This window comes from Sphingomonas kyeonggiensis (genome assembly GCF_030812785.1).
GTDB classification, from domain to species: Bacteria; Pseudomonadota; Alphaproteobacteria; order Sphingomonadales; family Sphingomonadaceae; genus Sphingomonas; species Sphingomonas kyeonggiensis_B.
Genome location: NZ_JAUSTJ010000002.1, coordinates 171,849 through 198,221, shown reverse-complemented (window position 1 = coordinate 198,221; position 26,373 = coordinate 171,849). Strand labels below are relative to the sequence as shown.

Here is a 26,373-nt window from a genome sequence, read left to right as displayed (position 1 = left end):
GGGGAAAGAAGAAGGGGGAAGAAGGCCCCGCCTCAGTCCCCCTTGGTCGGGTCCCCGCCGATCGTCGGCGCCGGGCCCAGGTCGCCCATGCCCACCGTGGCGCTCGCCATGTCGAGCATGCGGTCGAGGCTCTTCTTGGCCTGGAGGCGCAGGCCTTCCTCGATCTCGATGCGCGGAGTGAGGTCGCGCAGCGCGAGGTAGAGCTTCTCCAGGTTGTTGAGCGCCATGTACGGGCAGATGTTGCAGTTGCAGTTGCCGTCGGCACCGGGCGCGCCGATGAAGGTCTTGCCCGGCATCGCCTTCTGCATCTGGTGGATGATGTGCGGCTCGGTGGCGACGATCAGCGTGTCGCCGGCCATCGCCTGCGAGAACTCCAGGATGCCGCGGGTCGAGCCGACATAATCGGCATGATCGAGCACGTGCGGCGGGCATTCGGGATGCGCGGCGACCGGGGCCCCGGGATGCTGGGCCTTGAGCTTGAGCAGCTCGGTCTCCGAGAACGCCTCATGCACGATGCACACGCCCGGCCAGAGCAGCAGGTCGCGGCCGACCTTGCGCTTGAGATAGCCGCCCAGGTTGCGGTCCGGCCCGAAGATGATCTTCTGCTCAGGCGGGATCTGGGCGAGGATCTTCTCGGCCGAGCTCGAGGTGACGATGATGTCGCTGAGCGCCTTCACCTCGGTCGAGCAGTTGATGTAAGTCAGCGCGATATGGTCCGGATGCGCGGCGCGGAAGGCGGCGAACTGCTCGGGCGGACAGCTGTCCTCGAGGCTGCAGCCGGCATTCATGTCGGGCAGCACGACGATCTTGTCGGGCGACAGGATCTTGGCGGTCTCGGCCATGAAGCGCACGCCGCAGAAGGCGATCACCTCGGCATCGGTCTCCGCGGCCTTGCGCGAGAGATCGAGGCTGTCGCCGACGAAATCGGCCAGGTCCTGCAGCTCGGGCTTCTGGTAATAATGCGCGAGGATGACGGCGTTGCGCTCCTTGCGCAGCCGATCGATCTCCGCCCGGAGATCGAGCCCGGCCAGGCTCCCACCGATGCCGTTGCGCGCGTCCATGCCTCAAAACTCCCTTGCCCGCGCCGCACATGGCGCGGCGCGGGCGCAGGTTCAAGGCTGAATGGGCGGCCAATGCGCGGCGAAGGGGCGATCGGCCCCCGACGATCCCGCCACGACCATGCGGGTGATCCCCTCGCCCATCGGCGAGAAGGCGATCGCCTCGGCGAGCAGGAAGCTGCCGGTCATCGCGCCCAAGCCCCAGATCCAGGCGGGATGCACGCGTCCGGTGCGCCGCTGGTCGACGAACATGCCGATCAGCGGGAAGATCGACGGCGCGAGCAGCGCCGCGACCGGCCAGGACCAGGGGATCATGAAGGGCACGGGCAGGATACGCCCGAAGCCGGGCCCGGTGATCACCGCCATAGAGCAGAGCATCAGCCGGCGGTGCCAGTCCGGCTGCCCGCGCTTCGCGACGGCGGCGAACACCAGCCCGGCGAAGCAGAACAGCCCGGCGGGGTTGCCGAACAGGAACTCGGGCAGATCGAAAAAGGACGGGCCGCCGTGATGGCGCACCGAATAGACAGTGATCGCCATGCCCATCGCCACCATCGCCGGCACCCAGGCCACCGAGATCCAGCCGAGCCGGCGGTGGAGCGCGACATGTTCGGTCGCGACCAGCAGGTTCTGGGCGAGGAAGATCGCGATCCAGCCCATGAAGACCAGGGCATGGACATGGTAGATCAGCGGCAGCGCGAAGCTCGACCGGCCCATCGCCAGGTTGAGCGAGAAGCCGCCGATAATCACTGCGATCATCGCGAGCGACAGGATCAGGAAGAAGCGGTCGCGCCGCGCGCGCGGAATCGGTTCGGCAATCGTCGCCATGTTCAGTCCCCCCAGATGATGAACCTGCGAATTTGCGAAGGTATCGTGTTTGGGGGCGGATTGGCAACATTTCTCCCTCTCCCCTTCAGGGGAGAGGGTAGGGGAGAGGGGCAAGAGGCAAGCGCCATCGACAGGCCCCTCTCCCCTACCCTCTCCCCGCCAGCGGGGAGAGGGAGAATCGCCTCACCATTTGTTGGCGATCACGTCCTCGGGCCGGCGGGATTCGTCCCAGCGCTCGGTCGGGCGGTTGGCCTCGTCGGGGAAGAGCACTTCGACATCGGCGGCGATGCCGGTGGCGCGCAGCGGCATGGCGAAGCTGCGCTCGACCGCGCGGCGGGTCGCGTCGCGGGCCATGCGCATGTACGGGCCCGACTGGGCCTGGCGGAGCAGCTCCTGCTGGCCGGCCTTGCGATTGGCATCGTCGAGCTTGCCGCCGACATCGGTGACCGAGAGCAGGATGCCGCCATTGTCATATTGGCGGACCTGGTCGAGATCGACGTCCGGCCCCATCGCCTCGACCGCGGGCAGCCGCACGGTCAGGCGTTTGCTCGTGGCGTCCCAGCGGACATCCTCCTGTCGGAGCTTCGACAGGTCGACCTCGTAGCGGACGCTGCCCGGCATGATCATCGTCTTCTGCGCGGTGAGGCCGAGCTGGCTCTGCTTCGAAGTGACCACCGCGACGAACTTGGCGGCGAAGGCGGACAGGCGGTTCTGCTCGCGCAGCCCCTGCAGGCTGGCCTGCGCTACCGTCTCGGGCGTCGGGCCGGCGAATTGCTGCTTGATCGTGTTGCCGAGGAACCAGAAGCCGCCGCCCATCACCAGCACCACCGCCAGCACGATGGTGAGCGTCACGCCGAACAGCTTGAGGCAGCCCCCGCCCCGCTTCACGCCATCTTCCAAGCGTCACCCTCCTCGCCGACGAGCCCCCGGTCCCTGAGGTCGATCAGATGCGCGAGCACCGATCGCCCTGCCGCGCCGTTGAGCCGCGGGTCCAGCCCAGCATACATGCGCTCGACCATCGCGGGAACCGTGCCGGTCCCGGCCTTGAGCAGGCGCAATATCTGGCCCTCGCGCTGCTTGCGGTGGCCGATCAGCCCGCGCACGAAGCGGTGCGGCCGCTCGATCGGCTCGCCATGCGCGGGGAAATAGATGCGGTCGCCCTCACGGTTCATCAGCTTGTCGAGGCTGCGCATATAGGCGGCCATGTCGCCATCGGGCGGCGCGACCACGGTGGTCGACCAGCCCATGACATGGTCGCCGCTGAACAGGCCGCCGGTCTCCTCCAGCGCGAAGCAGAGATGGTTGGAGGTGTGGCCGGGCGTGGCGACGGCGGTGAGCGTCCAGCCGGGGCCGGACAGCTGCTCGCCGTCCTCGAGCACCCGGTCGGGCGCATAGCCGGTGTCGAAGGCCGCGTCGGCGCGCGGGCCGGCATCGGCGAGGCTGAGCGGGGCGCAGCCGATGACCGGGGCGCCGGTCAGCGCCTTGAGCGGCGCGGCGGCGGGGCTGTGGTCGCGGTGGGTATGGGTGCAGAGGATCGCGAGGACCCTGCGCCCGGCAATCGCGGCGACCAGCGCCTCGAGATGCTCGGGATCGTCCGGCCCCGGATCGATCACCGCAAGCTCGGTGGTGCCGACCAGATAGGTCTGGGTACCGGTATAGGTGAAGGGCGAGGGATTGGGCGCCAGGATCCGGGTGACCAGCGGATCCAGCGCCATGGCCAGGCCGGTCGGAGCGTCCGCGGGGATGTCCATGCTCCCGAGATGGCCTTTGCCGCGCCGCAGCGCAAGGGAGAGACGCATCCCCCTGCTTTTCCCCGGCGAAGGCCGGGGCCCAGACTGAGCGTGCGCGTCGCAGACGCGCCAGGGCGCGTGACTTTCAAGGACTGGGCCCCGGTCGCAGGGGAAAGAAGAAAGGCCCATGGTCCCTGGAATGAAACGGGGCCGGCCGGAAGGAGATCGGCCGGCCCCGTCGAAAGGCGTTCGTGAAAGGGGCTTTTAACGAACGCCCTTCCCCTCCAGGGTTACTTGTCGGCGTCGGCAGTGCCCTTCTCGACCTCCGCGATCGCCTCATCGATGCCCTTGAGCGCCTTGGCGCGCTGCTCGGGGCTGAGGTCCATCTGGTTCTCGATCGCGTGGCGGGACATGCGCAGGCCCATCACCGCCGAGCGCATCCCGACCTTCTTGGCCTCGAACGACATCTTCTCGGCGTTGATCGCGATCTTCTCGATCCGGTTCGAGCAGATGATCATCACCTTCTTGCCGTCCTTCTCGAACTTCTCGACGACCGGCTTGCCGTCCGTGCTCTCGGCGCAGTTGGCGTTGCGGATCTCGGGCACCTTGATGCGGATCGCCTCCATGTCGGGCATTTCGCTCTCGGTCTTGCTGCCATCGGCATGGACCATCACGATCCTGGTGACGCGCTTGCCGTCCTTGTCCTTGCCCTTGCCGTCCTGGCTGGTGGTGTAGCTATAGGTGTGGACCCTGACCGGCGCCTCGGGTGCTTCCGGCGCGGTGGGCATGGCGGCCGAGGGCGAAGCCGGCGGCGCGGGCGGTGCCGGCACGTCTTGGCTCAGGTTCAGGCCGGTGACCTTCTCCACCTTCACCTTGATGGTCTCGGCAGCCTGGGTGCCCGATGCGGTGAGGCCGAGCGCGGCGAGGCCGAGCGCGCCGGTGCCGACCAGGCCGGCGGCGAGACGAGCGGGGGAATTCTTGTGGGTCTTCGAAAGCATGCGGAGCCTCCCTTTGACTTCGTTGATCGTGTGCAAGTGACATGCCGCCGAGACCGCACCCCCATGCGCGGACTTGACGATCGCACGGCCATAAGCATGGCGCAGTGCCTGGGCGCGGCCGGCGAGCACCAGGGCGTCGCAGGCCATTTCCTGGTCGGCACGGAAGGCGCGGAAGGCCCTCCAGGCGACCGGATTGAACCAGTGGATGGCGAGGACGAACAGCGCGACCCAGTTCGCGATCAGATCGCCGCGGACATGGTGGCCGAGCTCATGGGCGAGCGCGAGGTCGCGCTCCTGCTCGTCGTAACGCTCGTGGAAGTCGCACGGAAAGGCGACATATTTGCGCAGTACCCCGAAGGCGAGCGGGCCGTGCACTGCGTCGGTCTCGATCACATGCACCTTGCCCTGGGCGATGGTGCGGTCGATGCGGGCGGCCTTGAGCAGCCGGGCGCAGTGGCGGCGATGCGCGATCAGATGCCATGCCAGAAAGGCCAGCGCGCCCATCGCCCAGAGGCCGAGTCCCAGGATCAGCAGGCTCGGGCCGCTCGCGGCATAGGTGGGCGCGACCAGCGCCGCGGGGGCGGCATGGCCCGCCGTGCCCAGCTCGACGATGGTGACGGCATTCTGGTCGATCCCGGCGGGCAGCGCCTCGGGCTTGATCACCCCGGTGACGATCCCCGGCACGTCCGCCTCGCGGACGAAGGGCGCGATCAGGCTGGTGAGCGTCCAGTCGCCGGGCAGCGGCGGCATCAGCATCCGGATCACCGGCATCGCCCACAGCGCATAGGCCATTTGCGGGCCGAACGCCTTGCGGACGGGCGCACGCAGGACGAGCACCAGCAGCATCAGCAGCGTGCTCGCGATGAAGGTCTCGACGATCCAGCCGCTCATTGCTTCAGCTCCTTCAGAAGGGCCTCGATCTCGGCGATGTCCTGGTCGGTGAGCTGGTCACGCTCGGCCAGATGGGCGACCAGCGGAGTGAGCCGGCCACCGAACAGCCGGTCCATCAGCTTGCGCGATTCCCCGGCGACATAGTCCCCGCGCACGACCAGCGGGCGGTAGAGGTAGCGGCGCCCCTCTTCCTGGTGCGCGATGATGTTCTTGGCGAGCAGGCGCCCGAGCAGGGTCTTGACCGTGTTGGCGCTCCAGCCGCGCTCGGCGGGCACGCGCTCGGCCACTTCCTGGGCGGTGAGCGGCGACTCTTCCCACAGCACTTCCATCACGGCGTGCTCTGCGTCGCTGATCCGTTCCGTCATGCTTCCCTCTCGAATGACTACGCCTGTAATCGTCACGATTACGTCTGTAGTCAAGCGGGTGAACGCTGGCTGAACGGAATCCGACCGGCTAGGCTCGGCGCTCCCGCGCGCCGAAGCTGCGCGCTGGGTGGGGAAGAGGGAAAACAATGCGCTTGATGTTGACGGCAACGCTTGCCGCGCTTGCCACGCTGGCCGTTCCTTGCCTGGCATCGCCTGCCTCGGCCCAGGCTTCGGCCGGCGCCGCGGCGGAGGATCTCGAAGTGGTGACCAACTTCTTCATGCCCGGCGCTCCGCTGCTGCAGGCGCTCCACGAAACGTGCAGCACAGCCTATCGTGCAAAGCTTTCCGGCAATCCCGCCGATCTTGCCGTCGAGCGCGAGCTGCCCGGGGTCCATGACGAAATGGTCGCTGCGGCAAGCGCCTATTGCGATGCGGAAGGCGCGACCACCATTGCCCGATGGCACAATGGCATCAAAGCCGACTGGCGCGCGGCAACGCGCCCGGCGGACCTGCATCGCCTTGCCACCCTCTTCGCTCCCTCGGTGCGCGAAGCACAGGCCGCACAGCCTAAGAGAGGGGCTGCCCGCGAGCAGGAAGATCGCCTGCACGCCGCCCAGATCGCCTTCGCCAAGACGCCCGGGGGCGCAGCACTGGTAAACCAGGTCCTCGAATATCAGGCGGGCATGCAGAGGAAGCTCAGGGACCAGCAAGGCATATTTGCCGACATCGTGAGAGGCGGAGTTGCGGCTTCGCGCCGCGCGGCGAACGCCTATGCACGCGGAAAGGGCTCGGCCGAGCCCTATCCGGGCTCATAACTGTCGGAAACGCTTACAAGTGCGAGGCCCGGTTAAAATCCGCTAACCAGTGAAACCCGCGCAAATCTGCGGTTCGTGCAAACTGGCACGCAGGCTGCAAAGCATAAGGCACCCCAAGCGTTCAACGCTTCATTCCAGGGTGGGTCGACCGCTACTTCCCCGGTCTCGCGTCGACCCACCCGACCCGGGTTCTCCAGACAGATCGACCGAATGACGTCACGGCGTCAGATGCATGGCGTCGTGGTGGCATGACGTCATGCGCGGCAAACAGGCTATTCGCCTCGATTGCCTGCTGGTTTATGCAGATGTCCCAAGGGGGCATGCATGACCGACTCGCGCACCGAGGTCACCACATCGGCGAGCCAATCGCGGGAAGGGCGGCTTTCGCGGCTGGCGCGCTCGGCGAAGACCGGCGCGATGAAGCTGGCCGGCGCGGTGCGCACCGAGGCCGGCGAGGCGATCGAGGCCGCCGGCGTTTCGGTCGCACGGCTGCACCGCCGCGTGATCCTGGTTGTCGCCGCGCTGGTCCTGATCCTGCTGCTCGGCGCGCTGTTTCGTGCCTGGGGCCTGGCCTGGATGAACTATGCGCTGATCGCCCTGGTCGGACTGGGTGCGGTCTACGCATTCCTTCAGCCTGCCCATCTGGCGGGCATGCTGCTGGTCGGCGGCGGTGTCGCGGCGCTGCGCGGCATGGGCGACGCCGGATCGGCGGTGATGGGCTATGCCCGGCTGCTCGGACGCCTGCTGCTCGCATTGCTCGTGCCGCTGCTGCTCTTCGCACTGGCGCCGGGCGACCGTTCGCTCGGCGCCTCGCTGCCCTTCCTGGTGCTGGCACCGTTCGTGCTGCTGGCGAGCTGGATGTTCGGGCGGCTCTCGCCCAAGGCCGAGCAGGCGCTGTTCGTCGCCCTGCCGCTCGGCGCGCTGCTGATCGCACTGGGCAACATGCTGGCGCCCGAGCGCATGCTGGCCGCGCTCGGCGTCCCCGCCTGGCTGCGCGCCGGACGGCCGCAGGACGAGGAACTTGCCAGGATCGAGCGGCTCAGGCTGGAGCGGGCCAATGTCCTGCGTGCAGAGCAATTGCGCGCGATCCGGAGCAAGCTCGAGGCCGGCCAGCCGCTCAATGCGGAAGACGAGGCCGTGATCCTTGCCGCACAGAAGGACCGGGTGACGCTGACCGGCTGGTTCGGCGACCGCTACAACGATCTCGCGCGGCAGGTGAAGGGGCTAGCGGCGGCCCCTGCCCGAGCTTCCGCCGCACCGACCCTGCCGCCACCGGGAACGGTCGAGGCACCCCGCAAGGGCTGGTCGGCAAGCGTCGCGGTGCCGGACGGCTTCCGTCTTTGCCACGAGGGCGCGCTCAGGGCGCAGTGCCATCCGGCGGGGAAGCCGGCGGATCTATGGCATGAAGGGGCGCAGCGCTGCCTCGATACGGCAGTGGATGCGGTGCGCTTCCGTGGCGCGCGCGGCGCCGCGACGGTGCGGTATCGCTTCGTCGCGATCGGAACTTCGTGCACAAAGCCATGAATCCCGTCACCCCGGCCTTGTGCCGGGGTCCACCGGGAGGCGCGCATCGGACACGAGGCACACCGGCAAAGTTCGAGGCACCGTGGACCCCGGCACAAGGCCGGGGTGACGAAAGAAAACTAGTCGGTTGCCCGGCCGAACTTAGGCCGCGGCGTCCTTGGCGAGGAGCTGGGCGAGCTCGCCGCTCTCGTACATTTCCATCATGATGTCCGAACCGCCCACGAACTCGCCCTTCACATAGAGCTGCGGGATGGTCGGCCAGTCGGAGAATTCCTTGATCCCCTGGCGGATGCCCTGGTCTTGGAGCACGTCGACGCTCTCGAACTCGGCGCCGAGATGGTTGAGGATCGCAATCGCGCGGCTGGAGAAGCCGCACTGCGGGAAGAGCGGGCTGCCCTTCATGAACAGCAGCACTTCGTTGCTGTCGACCAGCTGCTGGATGCGGGCCTGGGTGTCGTCGGTCACTTGGTCTTACTCCTCGACAGGCGCTTCGGTGGTTAGCTGGAGCGCGTGGAGCACGCCGCCCATGCGCCCGCCGAGCGCGGCATAGACCGCCTGGTGCTGGCGCACCCGCGGCATGCCCTTGAACATCGGCGCGACAACCCGCGCCGCATAATGATCGCCATCACCGGCGAGATCGGTGATCTCGACCCGGGCATCGGGGATGCCGGCCTTGATCAGTTCCTCGATCTCGGTGGCAGCCATCGGCATCAGGCTTCGCCCATCAGCTGGCGGCGGGCCTCGACCAGTTGCTCCTCGAGCGCGCGGCGCACGGTGGCGTCATCGGTCTCGACGCCGGCGGCGAGCAGGTCGCCGAGCAGCTTGCGGATCACGTCCTCGTCGCCGGCTTCCTCGAAATCGGCCTGGACCACTGCCTTGGCATAGGCGTCGGTCTCTTCCGGGGTGAGCTTCATCTGCGCGGCGGCCCACTGGCCGACGAGCTTGTTGCGGCGAGCCGTGACGCGGAAGGCCATGTCCTCGTCGCGCGCGAACTTCGCCTCGAATGCCCGTTCGCGATCGTCGAAAGTCGTCATCATGGTCCCCTATATGGCGTTCGGAGCGGAGATAGGGGGGCGATGGGCATAGGGCAAGCGCACCAATTCCTCCCTCGGGGCGTAGCTCCGGGGGAGGGGGACCGCGCCCGCAGGGCGTGGTGGAGGGGGCTCAGCCACCAAAGACGCCGCTTGCGGAGATGCCCCCTCCACCATTCGCTGCGCGAATGGTCCCCCTCCCCCGCTTCGCGAGGGAAGATTCAGACCGTCACCACGACCTTCCCGATCACCTGGCGCGCCGCCATCTTGGCGATCGCCTGGCCGCCGTCCGCCAATGCAAACGTCTCGGTCACCTTCGGCGCGATGCGCCCCTCGCTCCAGAGCCGGAAGAGATGCTCGACATGCGCCTGGTTGGCCTGGGGATCGCGCGCCGCGAAGGCGCCCCAGAACACACCGCAGACGTCGCAGCTCTTGAGCAGGGTCAGGTTGAGCGGCAGCCTGGGGATGCCCGCCGGGAAACCGACCACCAGGTAACGCCCTTCCCAGCCGATCGCGCGCAGCGCCGGCTCGGCATAATCGCCGCCCACCGGGTCGTAGATCACGTCGGCGCCCTGCGGCCCCAGCGCCGCCTTGAACTGCTCGGCCAGCGCCCTGGACTGGTCCTTGTCGAACGGCGCCCGGCCATAGACCAGCGCCTCGTCCGCACCCGCCGCCTTCGCCGCAGCTGCCTTCTCCTCGGACGAGACCGCCGCGATCACCCGGGCGCCGAACGCCTTGCCCAGCTCGACCGCCGCCAGCCCGACGCCGCCGGCCGCGCCGAGCACCAGCAGGTTATGCCCCTCGCGCAGATGCCCGCGGTCGAGCAGCGCGTGGATCGTCGTCGCATAGGTGAGCAGCAGCGCCGCGCCTTCCTCGAAGCTGCGGCCCTCGGGCAGGCGGAACAGGCGGAAGGCCTCGATCGCGATCTTCTCGACCAGACCGCCATGGCCCGTCACTGCGATCACCCGGTCGCCGACTTCCCAGCCGGTGACGCCCTCGCCGACGCTCTCGATCACGCCGGCGATCTCGCCGCCCGGCGCGAAGGGCCTGGGCGGCTTGAACTGGTATTTGTCCTCGATGATCAGGAAGTCGGGATAGTTGATCGCACAGGCCTTCACCGCGACGACCACCTGCCCCTTGCCCGCCGCCGGATCGGCGACCTCTTCAAGGATTAGAGTGTCAGGTCCGCCCGGTTGCTTCGAGAGCAGTGCCTTCATTCGCCGTCTCCACCGCGATCCACGGGCGGCTTTGCGCCATCCCGGATTCGAATTTCGAAATCGCGGTATCTTGTGCCAGCGTCATGCCGATCTCGTCCAGCCCTTCCATCAGGCACTGGCGGCGGAAGGCGTCGAGTTCGAAGGCGAAGCGATCCTGATAGGGGGTGGTGACGGTCATCGTCTCGAGATCGACGGTGATCTCTTCGGTCTTCGCCACTTCGACCAGCCGGTCGACGGCCTCCTGGGGCAGCACCACCGGGACGATGCCGTTCTTGAAGGCGTTGCCCGAGAAGATGTCCGAGAAGCTCGGCGCGATCACCGCCTTGATGCCGAGATCGGCGAGCGCCCAGGCGGCATGCTCGCGGCTGGAGCCGCAGCCGAAATTGTCGCCGGCGACCAGCACCGGCGCGCCGGCATAGCGCTCGTCGTCGAAGACATTGCCGGGCTGCGCGCGCACGCTTTCGAAGGCGCCCTTGCCCAGCCCCTCGCGCGTCGTGGTCTTCAGCCAGTGCGCCGGGATGATGATGTCGGTGTCGATATTCTTGGCGCCCCACGGATAGGCGCGCCCCTCGACCTTGCGAACGGCTTCCACTTTACACAACCTCCCGGATCAGCGGGCGGCTGCAGTCTCCGCCTTCGCTTCCATGCCCTTGCCGGTCGCGGCATATCCCGCCGCCAGCCCGCACAGCACCGTGCTTGCAATCAACGCCACCAGCGCCCGCTTCATACTTCATCCCCTCACGCATCCGCCGACATCAGCTCCCTGACATCGGTGAGGCGCCCCCGGATCGCCGCCGCCGCCGCCATGGCCGGCGAAAGCAGGTGCGTCCGCGCCCCCGGACCCTGTCTCCCTACGAAATTTCGATTCGAGGTGGAAGCACAACGTTCCCCGGCGGGGACCTTGTCGGGATTCATCGCGAGACACATCGAGCAGCCCGGCTCGCGCCATTCGAAGCCGGCCTCGAGGAAGATGCGGTCGAGCCCCTCCGCCTCGGCCTGGCGCTTGACCAGGCCCGAGCCCGGCACGATCAGCGCCTGGCGGATGCGATCGGCGACATGATGGCCCTTCACCACCGCGGCGGCGGCGCGCAAATCCTCGATCCGGCTGTTGGTGCACGAGCCGATGAAGACATGCTCGATGGCGACATCCTCCATCCGCATGCCGGGCGTCAGGCCCATGTAATCGAGCGATTTCTGCGCGGCGACCCGCTTGGCCGGATCCTCGAAGCTCTCCGGATCGGGCACGCTGCCGGTGATCGGCACCACATCCTCGGGGCTGGTGCCCCAGGTGAGCGAGGGCGCGATGTCGCTGGCCTGCAGAATCACGCTCTTGTCGTACGCCGCGCCGGCATCGGTCGGCAGCGTCTTCCAATAGGCGACCGCACGCTCCCAGGCCTCGCCCTTCGGCGCCATCGGCCGGCCCTTGATATAGTCGAACGTCGTCTGGTCCGGCGCGATGAGCCCCGAGCGGGCGCCGCCCTCGATCGACATGTTCGAAACGGTCAGCCGCCCCTCGATCGACATGGCGCGGATCACCTCGCCGGTGAACTCGATGACATAGCCGGTACCGCCGGCGGCGCCGATCCGACCGATGATCGCCAGCACCACATCCTTCGGCGTCACCCCGAAGCCGAGCGTGCCGTCGACGCGGATCTCCAGCGTCTTGCTCTGCTTCAGCAGCAGCGTCTGGGTGGCAAGGACATGCTCGACCTCGCTGGTGCCGATGCCGAAGGCCAGCGCCCCGAGCGCGCCATGCGCCGAGGTATGGCTGTCGCCGCAGACCAGGGTCGTACCGGGCAGCGTGAAGCCCTGCTCCGGGCCGACGACATGGACGATGCCCTGCCGCGCATCGAGCGCGTCGATATAGGGCACGCCGAACTCGGCGACGTTCGAGCGCAGCGCCGAGAGCTGGCCGGCGCTCGCGGCATCGGCGATCGGCAGTTCGTGCCCCGCCGCATCGACGCGCGCCGTGGTCGGCAAATTATGGTCGGGGACCGCAAGGGTGAGGTCCGGGCGGCGCACCGGCCGCCCCGCCGCGCGCAGGCCGGCAAAGGCCTGGGGGCTGGTCACCTCATGGACGAGGTGGCGGTCGATATAGATCAGGCAGGTTCCATCGTCCCGGCGCTCGACCACATGGTCGGCCCAGATCTTCTCGTACAGAGTGCGCGGTTGAACGGTCATGCGGGCGCTTTAGTCGATTCTTGCGCGCAGGCAAGCGTTCGTGCAATTTTCCATCGCATAGTTGAACTATTCTCCGGGTCCGCGGCCGAGCCTGGCGGCCTCCCCCTTCAGATAGGAATGCAGCGCGGAAATTTCCGCATCGCTGAGCACCTGGGCCGATTCCGTCGCCACTTCGCGCATCAGTCCCAGGTCGCGCCGGCTCCTGCCGGCCCCGCTGCGCAACAGCCGACGGAAGCCCGCAAGGTCATAGCTCGCCGCCATCGGCGCGAGCGCGGGGGCAATCTGGCCGCCTTCCCGCATCGGCGTTTCCATGCCGAGATGATGGCATTCCGAGCAGATCGCATCGTAGAAATAGCGCCCGGTCTCCACCGGGCGACGCTCGGGCGCGAGCCGCACGTTCCGGAAGCTCGGGCGCAGCGTACCGGTCAGCATCGCAAGGCGGGGCAGCGGACCATAGCTGGTCTCGGCGAGCGAGTCCTGCGGCCCCGGCTTCACGCTGCGCGCCCAGGCGACGATCCGGCCGAGATCCTCGTCGGACCAGTTGCGGATCGCCGCGGTGGACATGATGAACAGCGTGCTGCCGTCCTTCTTCACGCCGTAGCGCAGCAGCCGCACCAGCTCCTCGTTCGAATAGCCCGCGATCTTCCGGGCAATCGCCGGCGGCGCGATCGTGCCGCCCAGCCAGTCGCTGGACCATGTTGCGCCCTGGCCGTCGGGCCCGTGACAACCCCGGCAGCCCGCCAGCCGGGCGAGCCGGGCACCCTCGGCGAGCGAAGCGGCGTCGCGCGGGATCGCGAGGCGGTCGTCCGGCACGTCATGCGGGCGGCGCAGGATCCATTCGGAGCCGACATAGAGCCCGGCCGCCAGCACGATGGCGATCGCCAGCAACGCTTCGAACAGCTTCACCAGGCCGCGCATCGGATTCCCCCCGGATTCCCGGACGCCATCCATAGCGCGTTTCGTTACGTCCTCGCGACGGATCTATTTCGCCGGCACCCTGGCGGCCTCGCCCTTCAGATAGGCCTGCACCGCTTCGATCTCGCTGTCGGTGAAGGCGGTGAAGCCGACCCGGGCGACCACGCCCATCAGCCCCAGGTCGCGCCCGCTCATGCCCTGGCCGGTCCGCATCAGCTTGCGGAAGGCGGCGGGATCATAGGATGCGGCGACCGGCGCGAGCGCGGGCACCCTGGTCTTGCCGTCCTCCATCACGCTGTCCTCGTGCAGCTTGTGGCAGGCCTGGCAGGCGACGCCGACATAATAGCGGCCGATATCCGCGGGGCGCTTCGCCACCGAGACATTGCTGGCGGTCGCCATCGGCGGCAGCGCGCCGGTGAGCAGCAGGAAGCGGCCCATCGGCCCGAAGCCGGTCTTCACCTTGCTGTCCTGCGGCCCGGGCCTGAGGCTGCGGATCCACGCGATGATCCTGCCGAGATCGTCATCGGCGATGCGGCCGAGCGAGTGGCTGGGCATGATGAAGGTCGAGCTGCCGTCGGGCTTCACGCCGTAGCGGATCACCCGGGCAAGCTCGGCGTCACTCATCTTCGCCGCCATCTCGGCGAGCGGCGGCGGCGCCACCGTGCCGACCAGCGGCACCGAGAACAGCACCTTCCCCTCGCCATTGCCGGCATGGCAGTCGCGGCACATCACGATGTTGGCCAGGCGGCCGCCCTCGGCCACCGAGGCGGCATCCTTCGGCACGGTGACGGCGATATCGGGCGTCCTGTGCCCGGCGCGGATGATCCACTCCGAGCCGCCATAGACGACGGCAAGCAACAGCACGACAAGGCCGGCCAGCACGGCCAGTCCGCGAACGATCCAACGCATCTGAAAACTTCCCAAGCCAGTGGTGTATTATGCCACTAATACACTTCGCAGCTTCGGGCAAGTCATGCCGTGGCCGCGTCTTCCTTGGGCGAGATGTAAGCCGGATCATGCGCGAAAGGCAGTGGCCTCCCCGCGCGCAGCGCATCCAGAACTTCAGCGAACCCGGTCTCACACCGAAAGCCGAGTCTCCGCTCGGCAAGGGCGGCGTCGTATACGCGGCCAATACCCCTGGGTAATTCCCAGTTCTTCATACGGTATAACTGTTCCGCATCGGGGAAATGGCGAGCGATTACTGCCGGAGCATCGATCTTGAGCTCGGAACACTCGCTCCGGCTGAACGGCGTCGGCGCCGATACTATGAACACGTCAAAGCCGATTTCCGGCGCCTTTTCAAGCGCCAACAGGTGCGCGCGGGCGGCATCCTCCACGGTGAGCCGGCGGTGGAGCAGCTCGTTGGCCTTCATGTTCTCGCCCGACAGCGCGCGGTGGGTATCGTCCTCCTCGGGGAAGAAGCGGCTGGTGCGCAGCACGACGCAGCCCAGCCCATCGTTCAGCCAGGCCAGCCGGCAGAGCTGCTCGGCGGCAAGCTTGGTGACGCCGTATATGTTGCGCGGCTCGAGCGGGCCGGAATCCTCGTCGAGCCACACCGCGGCATCGCCCGCCTCGTCGCGGATCGCCTGGCTGATCATCAGCGAGGTGGTGGAGGTGAAGACGAACCGGTTATGCCCCGCCCGCGCCGCCGCCTCGAGCAGGTTGAGCGTGCCGGTGACGTTGACGTCGACGAATGCCTGGGCGGGATAGCGCGCGATGTCCGGCTTGTGCAGCGCACCGCCATGGATCACCGCCTCGATCCCGCGCTCGGCAAAGACCCGGTCGACCAGCGCGCGATCGGCGACCGAGCCGAGGATGTCGGTGTCCGCGCCGGGGGCAATGTCGAGGCCGGCGACGACATGGCCATTGGCGCGCAGCAGGGGCGCGAGGAAGCGGCCGAGCCAGCCGGACGAGCCTGTCAGGAGGATGCGCATGGGGGTGCAGGTAGCGCAGGCGCCCCGCGCCCTCAATCGTCACCCCGGCGAAGTAGCTTTTCCCCGGCGAAGGCCGGGGCCCAGACTAAGCAGTGCGCGGCGAAGACGCGCCAAGGCGCGTGACTTTCAAGTACTGGGCCCCGGCCTTCGCCGGGGAAAGGAAATGGAGAAGCCGCTAGGAAAGCACCGGCACCGGCGAAGCCTTCCTCTCCGCCGGCTCGTCCGCGTCCTGCCACTCGGTCCGGCGCTTCACGCCGAAGTTCAGGAACAGCACCGGCAGCTTGAGGAACAGCAGCTCGGAATGGATGAAGCTGTCGATCCCCCGCTCCCACCATTTCGGGTCGCGCTTGCCATTGGCCTTGAGCCAGCCGTCGTAGGGCGCCCAGTGGCTCGGCTCGTCCTTCTCGATGATCCGGAAGATCTTCATCAGCACCTTGTCGCCGGTGACCAGCGGGTGCCTGAGCAGGATCTCCACCTGCTTGTGCCCGCGCTGCTCGGTGAGCGAGATCACCCGGCACAGCTTCTCGAACTGGTCGTCCTCGGCGATGATCCGCTGGGTATCGAGCTCGTCGATCGTGTGGCGGAACATGATCTCGACGAACCGGTCGATATGCCCGCAGGTCCGGTCGACCTGGAGCGGCATGCGGCCCTGCAGCTCGAACCAGCGCTTGAACATGACATAATGCTTGCGCTCGTCGGCGCGGTGCTTCTCGATCGCGGCGATCAGCGCATGATCGTCGGGCGCACGCGCCTTCACCGCCTCGAGCACCCGGTCGATGCTCGTATAGCCCCGGTGCTCGTTGTAGATGTAGATCGAGCCGAGCAGATCGAGATAACGGCGGCGGAACCAGTCGATCATAATAGGGCGCTACGCCTGCCGGAGGAGAGGCGACAAGAGGGACAGTCTCATCTCGAATGAGTGGCGCCATCCCCGCTGCCGGTTCAATCGACTAGGCCGTTGCGCGCCCGCCCGCCAGTTAATTCGCGTCCATGTACCCGCCGGACGATTTCCGGCGGGTACATGCCGTGCCTCAGGCCGTCGCCAGCGCGACCTCGTAGCTGGCCGTGGTCTTCTCTGCGACTTCGGCCTCGCTGACGCCCGGCGCCAGCTCGACAAGACGGAAGGGCGATTCATGATCGGCGCGCTGGAACACGGCGAGATCGGTGATGATCATGTCGACCACGTTCTTGCCGGTGAGCGGCAGGTCGCAGCCCGGCACGAACTTGGGCGCGCCGTCCTTGGAGTTGTGCTCCATCACCACGATGATCTTCTTGACGCCGGCGACCAGGTCCATGGCGCCGCCCATGCCCTTGATCATCTTGCCGGGGATCATCCAGTTGGCGATGTCGCCCGTCTCGCTCACTTCCATCGCGCCGAGCACGGTGAGGTCGATATGGCCGCCGCGGATCATCGCGAAGCTCTGCTCCGAGCCGAAATAGACCGACTGGGGCAGCTCGCTGATCGTCTGCTTGCCGGCGTTGATCAGGTCGGGATCGACTTCGTCGTCATAGGGGAACGGGCCGATGCCGAGCATGCCGTTCTCCGACTGGAGCGTCACCTCCACCCCCGCCGGAATGTGGTTCGCCACCAGCGTCGGGATGCCGATGCCCAGATTGACGTAGAAGCCGTCCTGCAGCTCCTTCGCGGCGCGCGCCGCCATTTCATCGCGAGTCCAGGGCATTATTCACCTTCCTTAAGATATCCACCGACCACTCGCTCACGCTGCTTCGGGCTCAGCGAGCACCAGTAGGTCAGCAATTCGGGCGTCTTGTCGAATTCGGCCATTCCGGCGGGGCCCGGCCGATCGGCCACGTGCGCCGGCGCATATTCGCCCGCGCGGATGAGATGGTCGACCAGCGCGTTTGCCGCGTGCTCGACAAGGATCTGCCCCTTGGCGGCGACGAGATCGAGCCGCCGCTGATAATCCTGTTTCCCCAGTTCCCACTCCGCGCCGCGCACCCAGCTGAACACGACCGAGTCGGATGTGCCTTCACGGAAGACGGCAGCGAGCGCACGGCGATATGGTGGGAAATATTTCGCAGTGAGCGGCGCGCGCTTCAACTCGATCTGCCAGCACAGGAATTCGACGCCCCGCCGCGCCAGAATATCACGGACCCAGGGCTTTCTCGCCACCGCGTCGGCCACCGCCCGCTGAAATGTCCGCTCGGCACCGATGCTGAAGGCGATCTCGTCGTCCTCCACCGGAATGACGGGGACAAGCTGGGCCTGCTGTAGCGTCAAGGCGAGCAGCAGCGCGATCACGGCCGGGCCACAGCCCCGGCCGGATCGGCCCATTGCTTGTCCTTGGGGAACACGTCGTCCATCCCGCCCTTCAGGCCGCTGCCGTAGACGGGGTTGGGCAGGATGAACCAGCCGCGGCCCCATAGCGGCGCGATCAGCGTGTTGCTGGTGGTGTTGCGCCGCGCGGGGGTCGACAAGTCCTTGGCGTTGAACAGGTCGCTGAAGTCGCCCAGCTGGTCGCCGCCCATCGCGACGATGCAGTAGCGCTCGGCGATCTTCCAGCGCCGCTCGTCCTTGCCGCTCGGGGCAGCGTCGTCGCGCAGGATCAGCGTGTCGCCCAGCATCACCGGGCCGAGCCCGGCCTTGTTGAGCGCCTCGATCGTGAAGGGCGCGGTGCTCGCCGAGCGATTGGTGTTGTAGATCACGGTGATGCCGTCGGCGCGGAGTGCGGCGATCGTCTCGGCGGCGCCGGGCACCGCCTCCACCTTGTCTGCGCCGGTCTCTTCCCAGCGCGTCCAGCGACCCTGGTCATAGCCCGGCCCGCGCCGCGCCGCGTCGCTCTCGAAGCCGAGGTTGAGCAGCACGGTCTCGTCCACGTCGAACACCACGGCGAGCGGGCGCTTGCCGCAGGTGTCGAACTTGGGCGAGGTCAGCGTCGAATCGCGCGTCATCACCACCGAGCTGATCTTGCTGCGGTCGCGGCGGAAGCGCAGATCGCCATGGATGTAATTCCACAGCGCCGCATAGGCCTGGAGGCTGAGCGCCGATGCTTCGCCCGAGCCGTAGAGGAACTGCATCTCGGGCGGCACCGTGCCTGGCGGCGGCGCGACGGGGGTCGGTGCCGGGGCGGGCATCAGCGCCAGCGCCTGCTCGCCCGGCGACGGGCCCTCCGACTGCGGCCGGGGCTGCGGCTTCTCCTGGCCGCGCCGGGGCTTTTTGCCCTTCCCCTTGTCCTGGGTGGTCTTGACCACGCCGGCCGCGGCCGCGAGCGGCACCGCCGCCGCGATGCAGCCCGAAAGCCCGGTCGCGGCAAGCGCCAGCCCGGCTATCGCCAGCGCTCGGCTCACGCAGCCTCGCGCGGCCGGGTCGTCCGGAACTCGATCTTCTTGTCGTAGGGGCTGCCGACGATCAGCCGCTTTACATAGATGCCCGGCAGGTGGATCTGGTCGGGGTCGAGGCTGCCCACCGGCACCACTTCCTCGACCTCGGCGACGCAGATCCTGCCCGCGGTCGCCATCGGCTGGTTGAAGTTGCGCGCGGTCTTGCGGAAGATCAGGTTGCCGCTCTCGTCGGCCTTCCAGCCCTTGATGATCGACAGGTCGCTGCGGATGCCGCGCTCGAGGATATATTCCTCCCCGTCGAAGACCTTCACTTCCTTGCCCTCGGCGACCAACGTGCCGACGCCCGTCCTGGTGTAGAAGCCCGGGATGCCCGCCCCGCCCGCGCGGCAGCGCTCGGCCAGCGTGCCCTGGGGGCAGAATTCCACCTCGAGCTCGCCGCTCAGATATTGCCGCTCGAACTCCTTGTTCTCGCCGACATAGGACGAGATCATCTTCTTCACCTGGCGGGTGCGCAGCAGCTTGCCCAGGCCCTCGCCGTCCACGCCGGCATTGTTCGAGGCGATGGTGAGGTCCTTGGTGCCCGCATCGCGGATCGCGTCGATCAGCCGCTCGGGGATGCCGGACAGGCCGAAACCGCCCGCGCAGATCGTCATGCCGTCGAACAGCAGCCCTTCCAGCGCTGCTTCTGCGTTGGGATAGAGCTTCTTCATCGGCGATTCTCTCCTGACTTCGCCCGGGGCGATAGTCCGGGGCGGAAGCCTCGGTCAAGCGAACCTGAACCGACTTTCAACTTCGCTGCATCGCAGCAGCGCCGGCCGGCGCCCTCTACCGAACCTGAACAGAAGATGATCAACTTCGGTGGTGTGGCACAAAGGCAACACGGCAGGATTGTAATTAAATTGCCATATTGCACTGCGGAATCGGAGGCCTACGTAGAGCCCCGGATGGCCATCCGAACCTGAGTAATTAAGTCCAAAGGTAGGAAATATAATGCGAATTCTCGCAGTGTCCGCGCTCGCCCTCGTGGCAGCCACCGCAACCCCCGCTTTCGCCCAGGACAGCGCGCCGTTCAGCGGCCCGCGCATCGAGGCCGAAGCCGGTGTGGACCATGTCGGCTCCGAGGGTAATGGCCGTTCGGGCTTCCTGTATGGCGGCGCCATCGGCTACGACAAGCAGTTCAACAACATCGTGATCGGTGCCGACGCCGAGATCACCGGCGCGACCACCAAGGAGGGTGGCGTGGAAGCCGGCCGTGACCTGTATGTCGGCGCCCGCGCAGGCTTCGTCGTCGGCGGCTCGACGCTGGTCTACGGCAAGGCCGGCTACACCAACGCCCGCGTCAGCTTCGGCGACGACGGCATCAACAACGACGGCTACCGTCTGGGCGCCGGTGTCGAGCGCAACTTCGGCCGCTTCTTCGGCAAGGTCGAGTACCGCTACTCGCGCTACGAGAAGATCGACCTGAACCGCGACCAGGTCGTCGCGGGCGTCGGCGTTCGCTTCTAAGCGACCGACAAATCCGGACAGCAAGGGGGCCGCGCGGGCAACTGCGCGGCCCTTTTGCGTTTTGCCGGGCTTGAACCACCCATCCGCCAAGCTACCCTGCCCCTATGGGCTACTGGATAAAGCGGATCGTCTTGCAGACCGGCGAGATCGTCACCGAGCGCGAACTGCGAGTGGACGAGAACCGCTTCGAAGGCCCGGCGCCCCTGGTCGGCGACGTTGTCGAGGTCGAATGCCGGGGGCGCAAATTCCCGGCCAAGGTCATCTGGGGAAACTGGCCGGGCCGACACCACCCTGACGAAGCGATCGTCCCGCTTCGCGTTGCCGAGCTGGATGCTTCGGCACCTACCCCGCCGGCCCATCGTCCAGCATGATCGAGCGGCAGGGCTCGCGCCCGCCATAGCTCTTCTCCGCCACCCTGGCGCCCACCGCGCGCAACGCGTCGGCACGCTCGGCGGAGCGGACGCCAAAGATCGCCCGTTCATACTCCATCGTGCCCGCAAACGCCGGCACCGCGCGCACCCGCTCCAGCCAGGCCGCGGTGCGCGGCCAGCGCCCGGCGTCCACCTCGAACCCGGCGAGCGAGGCGTTGCGGAAGAAGCAGGCATAGGTGAAGTCGGCGGTGCAGACATGGTCGAACAGGAAGCCGTCCGCCGGCACCCGCGCCTCGATCCAGTCGAGCGCCTCGGGCAGGTCGATGGTCGTCACCCGTTCGATCAGCGCATGATCGGGCTCGCGCCTCCAGACAAAGGGGACGATGGTGCGCTGGTAGAACAGCCGCCAGATGATCAGGTCGCCCAGGCGGCTGTCGGCGAACTCCTCCATCCAGCGCGCCTTCGCCCGGTCGGCGGGCGACCTGGGCATCAGCGGCGGCTCGGGCCAGCGCTCGTCGACATATTCGGCGATCACGGTCGAGTCGTTGAGGACCAGGTCGCCGTCGATCAGCACCGGGATGCGGCGCAACGGGCTGACCCGGGTGAAGTCCTCGGTGCCGTAAAAGGGCACGATCGGGTCCATCTCATAGTCTACGCCCTTGTGGTCGAGCGCGACGAACACCTTGCGCGCATAGGGCGAGACATGGTTGCCGATGATGAGCATGGGGCTCCCCTCCGATTGGGCAAGGCCTACCGCGCCAGACCGACCCCGTCGAGCGATTGACCGTTACGGAGGCGATACGCATACCATCGGCGATGCGCATACCATCGGCGATGCGCCGCCTCGCCCTAGCCTCCGCCGCCCTGCTCGCAGCCTCCACTGGATCGGCCTTCGCGCAGACCCTTCCGACCATCGTCACCCCGCCGCCCATGCCGGTCGAGCGCGACGCCCAGGGTTGCTGGGCGAGTCCCGGCCCCAATCCGGCAACGGGAGTCACCCCGGCTTTCGGGATGGACGAGCGCATGGACTATTGGGTCCGGGTGAGCGGCAAGGACTGGCATTTCGCCGACAAGGCGCCCGTGTCGATCCGCGTGCGCGCCGTGGACATACCGAACCCCGCCTATGGCCAGGAACGCACCACCGAGAGGACCATCGAGGCGCACGGCTTCCTCGACAAGCGGGGCCGCAGCGGCGTGGTCCTTCCGCTGGCCGGTCCCGGATATAATTTCACGATCTGGTCAGTGCTATCGCTCTACCGCCAGGGCGAGTCGGCGCCCTTCGCGGTCGTCGACAATAATTACGGCCTCGCCGCCCGGTCGATCCGCCCCTGTCTGATGGAGCTGGCCGGCGACGATCGCGGCTCGGGCAAGCCGGTCGTCACCAAGGTGGCGCTGCGCAACCCGGGCACCGCCATCCTGACCGATGACGACTATCCCGCAGCCGCATTGCGCGCCGAGGAACAGGGGCGCACTTCGGTCCGGCTCACCGTCTCGGCGCATGGCCTGGTGAGCGATTGCACCGTCACCGCATCGAGCGGCAGCGCGATCCTCGACAGCACGACCTGCTCGATCCTCGCCCGGCGCCTGCGCCTGAATCCGGCGCTCGACGAGGCGGGGCAGCCGACCCAGGGGACTCTCGCGACGTCGATCACCTGGCGGATACCCGGCTCGTCGCCGCCGGAGCCCGCCGCGCCATTGCCACAGCCTATACGCCAGTAACGATCGCACGGGTTGGTCTGGCGCACGCGCCTCGCTAGACAGGTAGCATGACCGCGAAACGAACCGGGGGCCGAATCCTCGTCGACAATCTGGTCGCACAGGGCTGCGACCGTATCTTCCACGTGCCGGGCGAGAGCTTCCTCGCCGTGCTCGACGCGCTGCACGACGTGCCGCAGATCGATGTGGTGACCTGCCGCCAGGAAGGCGGGGTCGGCTTCATGGCCTGTGCCGACGGCGCGATGATGCAGCGGCCGGGCGTCGCCTTCGTCACCCGCGGACCGGGCGCGACCAACGTCTCGATCGGCGTCCATGTCGCGATGCAGGATTCGCAGCCGATGATCCTCTTCATCGGCGATGTCGATCGTTCGATGCGCGACCGCGAGGGTTTCCAGGAAGTCGATTTCCCCGCCTTTTTCGGCCCGATCGCCAAATGGGCGACGCGGATCGAGGATGCCCGCCGCATCCCCGAATATGTCGCCCGCGCCTTTGCGGTGGCGACCTCCGGCCGCCCCGGCCCTGTGGTGGTCGCGCTGCCCGAGGACATGCTGTGCGACGTGGTCGAGGCGATCGACCGCCCCGAGATCGCCCCGCCGATCCAGGCGCCCGACGCCTATGACCTCGACCAGATGTTCGCCCTGCTCGCCGAGGCGAAGCGTCCGGTGGCGATCGTCGGCGGCGCCGGCTGGGATGCCGAGGCGGGCGAGGATTTCGCGAAATTCGCCGAGCGGATCGCCCTGCCCGTGGCCGGCGCCTTCCGCCGCCAGGATGCGATCCCCAACACCTCCCCGGTCTGGGCCGGCAATCTCGGCTATGGCCCGAACCCGAAGCTGGTCCAGCGGATCAAGGATGCCGACCTGCTGCTCGTGGTCGGCGCCCGCCTCGGCGAGGCGACGACCGACGGCTATACGCTGATCACTCCCGAGCACCCCGGCCAGAAGCTGGTCCATGTCCATCCGGACCCGAACGAGCTCAACCGCGTCTATTTCGCCGATCTGCCGATCTGCGCCCGCCCGTTCGAGTTCGCGGTCGCGCTGGCGGCCGAGGAAGACGTCGCGCTGCCCAGCTTCGATGCGGCGCAGGCGCATGCCGAGTGGCTCGAATGGTCGACCCCCAGGCCGCGCGAGGGCGTGGCGCTCGATCTCGGCCAGTGCGTCGCGGCGATGCGCGAAGCGATGCCAGCGGACACGATCATCTGCAACGGCGCCGGCAATTTCTCCAGCTGGTGGCACCGCTACTGGCCCTATGCCGCCCACCCCTCGCAGCTCGCCCCCACCGCCGGGGCGATGGGCTATGGCGTGCCTGCCGCCGTCGCCGCCGCGATCCGCTTCCCGGACCGCGCCGTGGTCGCGCTGGCCGGCGACGGCGACTTCATGATGAACGGCCAGGAACTCGCCACCGCCGTCCAGCATGACGCCGACCTGATCGTCATCCTGGTCGACAACGGCACCTATGGCACGATCCGCATGCACCAGGAGCGCGAATATCCCGCGCGCCTCTCCGGCACGGCGCTCAAGAACCCCGATTTCGCCGCGCTCGCTCGCGCCTATGGCGGCTGGGCGGAGACGGTGGAGCGAACCGGGGAGTTCGCGCCCGCCCTTGCCCGCGCGCTGGAGCAGCCGGGCCTGCGCCTGCTCCATCTGAAGACCGATATCGAGTTCATCACGCCGGGGCTCACCGTCACCGGCCTGCGGAGCAAATAATCCCGCCGCTACGCCGTTTTGCCGGGTCCCTGTCCCCTATAATATCGGGATAGGGACCATTCGAAGAGGCAGGCATATGGGCTGGCGGCATCTGCACGTCGGGCGCAAGGGCGACAATCTGACCATCCAGAACCACCGGGTCTGGCATGAGGAATGGCGCTGGATCAACGCCGAAACCGTCCGCCTGCCCGATCCGATGGTGCCGGTGGACGTGCTGTCGCACATGGTCTGCGAGATCGGCCCCAAGACCCGCCCGGTCCGCTTCGCCGCGCACAAGCTGCAGAGCGACCTGTGGAGCTTCTACATCCCGGATTGATCCGGGAGAGGCGTCCTTCTTCCTCTTCTTTCCCCGGCGAAGGCCGGGGCCCAGACTTGAAAGTGACGCGCCTTGGCGCGTCTTCGACGCGCACTGTTTAGTCTGGGCCCCGGCCTTCGCCGGGGAAAGCTAATCCAGCAACCAAGACCGCTTCGCCGGCGCGCCCGACACCAGCGGATCGTCCGGCTGCGCCAGGCGCAGCTTCATCTCGGTGAGCGGCCTGCCGCTGACCCGGTCGATCACCATCGGCTCGACCAGCGCCTCGGTCTCGGTATCGACCAGCCGGCTGGTGCCGCCCTCGCCATTGTGGCGCCGGCCCCATTCCCCGATCACGTGCAGCACCGGCAGGAAGTCGCGTCCCGCATCGGTGAGCACATATTCGTCGCGCGGCGGGCGCTCGCTGTAGCGCCGCTTCGCCACCAGCCCCGCCTCGACCAGCGCGCGCAACCGCGCGGTCAGGATGTTCGGTGCGATCCCCAGGCTGGTGCGCAAAGCCTCGAAGCGGCCGAGCCCCAGGCTCAGGTCGCGCAGGATCAGCATGCTCCACGCATCCCCCACCTTGGCCAGCCCACGGGCGACCGGACAGCAGGTCTGCGATTTTTCTTGGTCAACGTCCATTGCATAATGATAGTGAGTTACTATTAAAATGCAAGCGACTCGATCTCCGGGCCGCAACGGAGACGAACCATGACTGATTCCACCCTTGGCACTGCCCTGATCACCGGCGCATCCACCGGCATCGGCGCTGTCTATGCGGACCGCCTGGCCAAGCGCGGCCACGACCTGATCCTCGTCGCGCGCGACGCCGCCCGCATGCAGGCGCTCGCCGACCGCCTGACCGCCGAGACCGGCCGCAGCATCGAAGTGCTCCCCGCCGACCTCACCGATGGCGACGATCTCGATCGCGTGGCGAAGCGCCTCGCCGACGACGCCACGATCACCCTGCTGGTCAACAATGCCGGCATGTCGCTGAACGGCGGACTGCTCGACAACGAGGCCCCGGCGCTCGAGCGGCTGATCGCGCTCAACATCACCGCCCCCACCCTGCTCGCCTCGGCAGCCGGCAAGGCGTTCCAGGCGCGCGGCAAGGGCGGCATCATCAATCTCGCCTCGATCCTCGCCTTTGCGCCCGAGATGTTCGACGGCGTCTATTCGGGCAGCAAGGCCTATCTGCTCAACCTCTCGCTCTCGCTCGCCACGCAGCTCGAGCCGAAGGGCGTGCGCGTCCAGGCAGTCCTGCCCGGCGCCACCCGCACCGAGATCTGGGAGCGTTCCGGCAAGGACGTGGACAGCTTCCCGCCCGAGATGGTGATGGACGTCGACGACCTGGTTGATGCGTCGCTCGCCGGCTTCGACAAGGGCGAGACGGTCACCATCCCGCCGCTCGCCGATGAAGGCCTGTACGAGGCCTACAACAATGCCCGCCTGGCAATGGGCCCGCACCTCTCGAAGCGCGACGTCGCCCCGCGCTACCGCGAGACGGTGGCGGCGTAACCCGACTTCCCCTCCCTGCAAGGGAGGGGACCGAGGGGTGGGTGGAGGCCTGGCGATACGGGTTCCGTGTCGCCGGGCCTTTCCGTATCGCCGGGACGCGACCCACCCCCAACCCCTCCCTTTCAGGGAGGGGAGGCAAATGAAAAAAGGCCGCCCCGGTTTCCCGGAGCGGCCTTCGCCTGAGTATCCGCGGGCGGATCAGATATCGTCGCCGAGCGCGCCCTTCACCTTGCCGATGAACTGCTCGCCCTTGCCCTTCAGCTCCTGGGCCTTGCCCTCGGCATCGAGCTTGTCGTCGGCGTGCGTGCGCCGCGGATCGGCCGGATTGCCGGCGATCGCCTGCTTGGCCTTGCCGACCATCTCGTTGACGTTGCCCTTGATCTTGTCGGTAAGTTCACCCATGATTCCAATCTCCTACCGTGGATCGGCGCCTGGCCGCGCCTGTGATCCGTTCGACTGAAACAACGGTCCGCGCGGGAA

General features: G+C 67.6%; 31 protein-coding genes. 8 read left to right on the top strand and 23 right to left on the bottom strand.

The genetic code is table 11. The features are described from left to right. Positions 1–32 precede the first annotated feature (32 nt). The 6 genes from nadA to J2W22_RS10505 all read right to left on the bottom strand — a co-directional run bounded on the left by nadA (position 33) and on the right by J2W22_RS10505 (position 5,867). Complete coding sequence (gene nadA / locus J2W22_RS10530; RefSeq protein ID WP_307118217.1) at positions 33–1,061, bottom strand: quinolinate synthase NadA; 1,029 nt, start codon at positions 1,059–1,061, stop codon at positions 33–35. Between the two features lie 51 nt (positions 1,062–1,112). Beyond that, entirely contained in the window at positions 1,113–1,883 is a 771-nt protein-coding gene (locus J2W22_RS10525) for a hypothetical protein (protein WP_307118216.1), read from the bottom strand. 183 nt (positions 1,884–2,066) lie between these two features. Further along, on the bottom strand, positions 2,067–2,771 hold the full coding sequence (locus J2W22_RS10520; protein ID WP_307118215.1) for a DUF4230 domain-containing protein: 705 nt from the start codon (positions 2,769–2,771) through the stop codon (positions 2,067–2,069). Further along, complete coding sequence (locus tag J2W22_RS10515) at positions 2,768–3,634, bottom strand: MBL fold metallo-hydrolase (protein ID WP_307118214.1); 867 nt, start codon at positions 3,632–3,634, stop codon at positions 2,768–2,770. The genes J2W22_RS10520 and J2W22_RS10515 overlap by 4 nt, the downstream gene beginning before the upstream one ends. Positions 3,635–3,903: 269 nt before the next feature. Beyond that, positions 3,904–5,502: a M56 family metallopeptidase gene (locus J2W22_RS10510; RefSeq protein ID WP_307118213.1), complete on the bottom strand. Its 1,599-nt coding sequence runs from the start codon at positions 5,500–5,502 to the stop codon at positions 3,904–3,906. Beyond that, a complete protein-coding gene (locus tag J2W22_RS10505; RefSeq protein WP_307118212.1) occupies positions 5,499–5,867 on the bottom strand; it encodes a BlaI/MecI/CopY family transcriptional regulator in 369 nt (122 codons plus the stop codon). The genes J2W22_RS10510 and J2W22_RS10505 overlap by 4 nt, the downstream gene beginning before the upstream one ends. Before the next feature lie 260 nt (positions 5,868–6,127). Here J2W22_RS10505 and J2W22_RS10500 point away from each other — a divergent pair, with 260 nt between their 5' ends. Together J2W22_RS10500 and J2W22_RS10495 are read left to right on the top strand one after the other, a co-directional pair. Next, positions 6,128–6,682, top strand: a complete 555-nt coding sequence (locus tag J2W22_RS10500) for a hypothetical protein (RefSeq protein ID WP_307118211.1) — start codon at positions 6,128–6,130, stop codon at positions 6,680–6,682. A 324-nt stretch (positions 6,683–7,006) separates the two neighbouring features. Further along, positions 7,007–8,206, top strand: coding sequence for a hypothetical protein (locus J2W22_RS10495; RefSeq protein ID WP_307118210.1), 1,200 nt, complete (start codon positions 7,007–7,009; stop codon positions 8,204–8,206). Positions 8,207–8,347: 141 nt separating this feature from the next. Here J2W22_RS10495 and grxD read toward each other — a convergent pair whose 3' ends face one another. From grxD to J2W22_RS10425, 14 genes are all read right to left on the bottom strand, one after another. Further along, positions 8,348–8,671, bottom strand: a complete 324-nt coding sequence (grxD, locus tag J2W22_RS10490) for a Grx4 family monothiol glutaredoxin (protein ID WP_183993931.1) — start codon at positions 8,669–8,671, stop codon at positions 8,348–8,350. Between the two features lie 6 nt (positions 8,672–8,677). Next, on the bottom strand, positions 8,678–8,917 hold the full coding sequence (locus tag J2W22_RS10485) for a BolA/IbaG family iron-sulfur metabolism protein (RefSeq protein ID WP_180141758.1): 240 nt from the start codon (positions 8,915–8,917) through the stop codon (positions 8,678–8,680). Further along, the gene (locus J2W22_RS10480) at positions 8,917–9,240 is read right to left on the bottom strand and encodes a DUF1476 domain-containing protein (protein WP_307118209.1); all 324 of its coding nucleotides are present in this window, start codon (positions 9,238–9,240) and stop codon (positions 8,917–8,919) included. The genes J2W22_RS10485 and J2W22_RS10480 overlap by 1 nt, the downstream gene beginning before the upstream one ends. A 218-nt stretch (positions 9,241–9,458) precedes the next feature. Next, the gene (locus J2W22_RS10475) at positions 9,459–10,454 is read right to left on the bottom strand and encodes an NADPH:quinone oxidoreductase family protein (protein WP_307118208.1); all 996 of its coding nucleotides are present in this window, start codon (positions 10,452–10,454) and stop codon (positions 9,459–9,461) included. Then, positions 10,417–11,046, bottom strand: a complete 630-nt coding sequence (leuD, locus tag J2W22_RS10470; protein ID WP_307118207.1) for a 3-isopropylmalate dehydratase small subunit — start codon at positions 11,044–11,046, stop codon at positions 10,417–10,419. The genes J2W22_RS10475 and leuD overlap by 38 nt, the downstream gene beginning before the upstream one ends. A 146-nt stretch (positions 11,047–11,192) precedes the next feature. After that, positions 11,193–12,635, bottom strand: coding sequence for a 3-isopropylmalate dehydratase large subunit (leuC, locus tag J2W22_RS10465; protein ID WP_307118206.1), 1,443 nt, complete (start codon positions 12,633–12,635; stop codon positions 11,193–11,195). Between the two features lie 66 nt (positions 12,636–12,701). Then, a complete protein-coding gene (locus J2W22_RS10460; protein WP_307118205.1) occupies positions 12,702–13,553 on the bottom strand; it encodes a c-type cytochrome in 852 nt (283 codons plus the stop codon). Between the two features lie 63 nt (positions 13,554–13,616). Next, positions 13,617–14,459 (bottom strand): c-type cytochrome, encoded by an 843-nt coding sequence (locus tag J2W22_RS10455; RefSeq protein ID WP_307118204.1) that lies wholly within the window; start codon positions 14,457–14,459, stop codon positions 13,617–13,619. A gap of 62 nt (positions 14,460–14,521) precedes the next feature. Further along, a complete protein-coding gene (locus J2W22_RS10450) occupies positions 14,522–15,484 on the bottom strand; it encodes an NAD-dependent epimerase/dehydratase family protein (protein WP_307118203.1) in 963 nt (320 codons plus the stop codon). 175 nt (positions 15,485–15,659) lie between these two features. Then, complete coding sequence (locus J2W22_RS10445) at positions 15,660–16,343, bottom strand: ferritin-like domain-containing protein (protein ID WP_307118202.1); 684 nt, start codon at positions 16,341–16,343, stop codon at positions 15,660–15,662. 172 nt (positions 16,344–16,515) lie between these two features. After that, positions 16,516–17,166, bottom strand: a complete 651-nt coding sequence (locus J2W22_RS10440) for a 3-oxoacid CoA-transferase subunit B (protein WP_307118201.1) — start codon at positions 17,164–17,166, stop codon at positions 16,516–16,518. Next, positions 17,166–17,747: a hypothetical protein gene (locus J2W22_RS10435; protein WP_307118200.1), complete on the bottom strand. Its 582-nt coding sequence runs from the start codon at positions 17,745–17,747 to the stop codon at positions 17,166–17,168. Before J2W22_RS10435 ends, J2W22_RS10440 begins: the two co-directional genes overlap by 1 nt. Further along, entirely contained in the window at positions 17,744–18,793 is a 1,050-nt protein-coding gene (locus J2W22_RS10430) for an HAD family acid phosphatase (protein ID WP_307118199.1), read from the bottom strand. Before J2W22_RS10430 ends, J2W22_RS10435 begins: the two co-directional genes overlap by 4 nt. Continuing rightward, positions 18,790–19,497 carry a CoA transferase subunit A gene (locus J2W22_RS10425; RefSeq protein ID WP_307118198.1) on the bottom strand — a complete coding sequence of 236 codons (708 nt, stop codon included), beginning with the start codon at positions 19,495–19,497 and terminating at the stop codon, positions 18,790–18,792. The genes J2W22_RS10430 and J2W22_RS10425 overlap by 4 nt, the downstream gene beginning before the upstream one ends. A gap of 280 nt (positions 19,498–19,777) precedes the next feature. Between J2W22_RS10425 and J2W22_RS10420 the strand changes: the two genes are divergently transcribed. After that, the gene (locus J2W22_RS10420) at positions 19,778–20,293 is read left to right on the top strand and encodes an outer membrane protein (protein WP_307118197.1); all 516 of its coding nucleotides are present in this window, start codon (positions 19,778–19,780) and stop codon (positions 20,291–20,293) included. 104 nt (positions 20,294–20,397) lie between these two features. Then, positions 20,398–20,664 carry a hypothetical protein gene (locus J2W22_RS10415; RefSeq protein WP_307118196.1) on the top strand — a complete coding sequence of 89 codons (267 nt, stop codon included), beginning with the start codon at positions 20,398–20,400 and terminating at the stop codon, positions 20,662–20,664. Here J2W22_RS10415 and J2W22_RS10410 read toward each other — a convergent pair. After that, on the bottom strand, positions 20,636–21,388 hold the full coding sequence (locus J2W22_RS10410) for a glutathione S-transferase family protein (RefSeq protein ID WP_307118195.1): 753 nt from the start codon (positions 21,386–21,388) through the stop codon (positions 20,636–20,638). The two genes, J2W22_RS10415 and J2W22_RS10410, sit on opposite strands and share 29 nt — an antisense overlap. A gap of 92 nt (positions 21,389–21,480) precedes the next feature. On the opposite strand from J2W22_RS10410, the gene J2W22_RS10405 reads away from it, so the two are divergent. From J2W22_RS10405 to J2W22_RS10395, 3 genes are all read left to right on the top strand, one after another. Further along, the gene (locus J2W22_RS10405) at positions 21,481–22,383 is read left to right on the top strand and encodes an energy transducer TonB (protein ID WP_307118194.1); all 903 of its coding nucleotides are present in this window, start codon (positions 21,481–21,483) and stop codon (positions 22,381–22,383) included. A gap of 47 nt (positions 22,384–22,430) precedes the next feature. Next, on the top strand, positions 22,431–24,083 hold the full coding sequence (locus J2W22_RS10400; RefSeq protein ID WP_307118193.1) for a thiamine pyrophosphate-binding protein: 1,653 nt from the start codon (positions 22,431–22,433) through the stop codon (positions 24,081–24,083). 76 nt (positions 24,084–24,159) lie between these two features. Then, entirely contained in the window at positions 24,160–24,399 is a 240-nt protein-coding gene (locus tag J2W22_RS10395; protein ID WP_307118192.1) for a hypothetical protein, read from the top strand. 129 nt (positions 24,400–24,528) lie between these two features. Here the strand turns inward: J2W22_RS10395 and J2W22_RS10390 are convergent, their stop codons facing one another. Continuing rightward, positions 24,529–25,017 (bottom strand): winged helix-turn-helix transcriptional regulator, encoded by a 489-nt coding sequence (locus J2W22_RS10390; RefSeq protein ID WP_307118191.1) that lies wholly within the window; start codon positions 25,015–25,017, stop codon positions 24,529–24,531. A gap of 69 nt (positions 25,018–25,086) precedes the next feature. On the opposite strand from J2W22_RS10390, the gene J2W22_RS10385 reads away from it, so the two are divergent. Beyond that, a complete protein-coding gene (locus tag J2W22_RS10385) occupies positions 25,087–25,893 on the top strand; it encodes an SDR family NAD(P)-dependent oxidoreductase (RefSeq protein WP_307118190.1) in 807 nt (268 codons plus the stop codon). Between the two features lie 198 nt (positions 25,894–26,091). Here J2W22_RS10385 and J2W22_RS10380 read toward each other — a convergent pair whose 3' ends face one another. Then, complete coding sequence (locus tag J2W22_RS10380) at positions 26,092–26,295, bottom strand: CsbD family protein (protein ID WP_307118189.1); 204 nt, start codon at positions 26,293–26,295, stop codon at positions 26,092–26,094. Positions 26,296–26,373 lie beyond the last annotated feature (78 nt).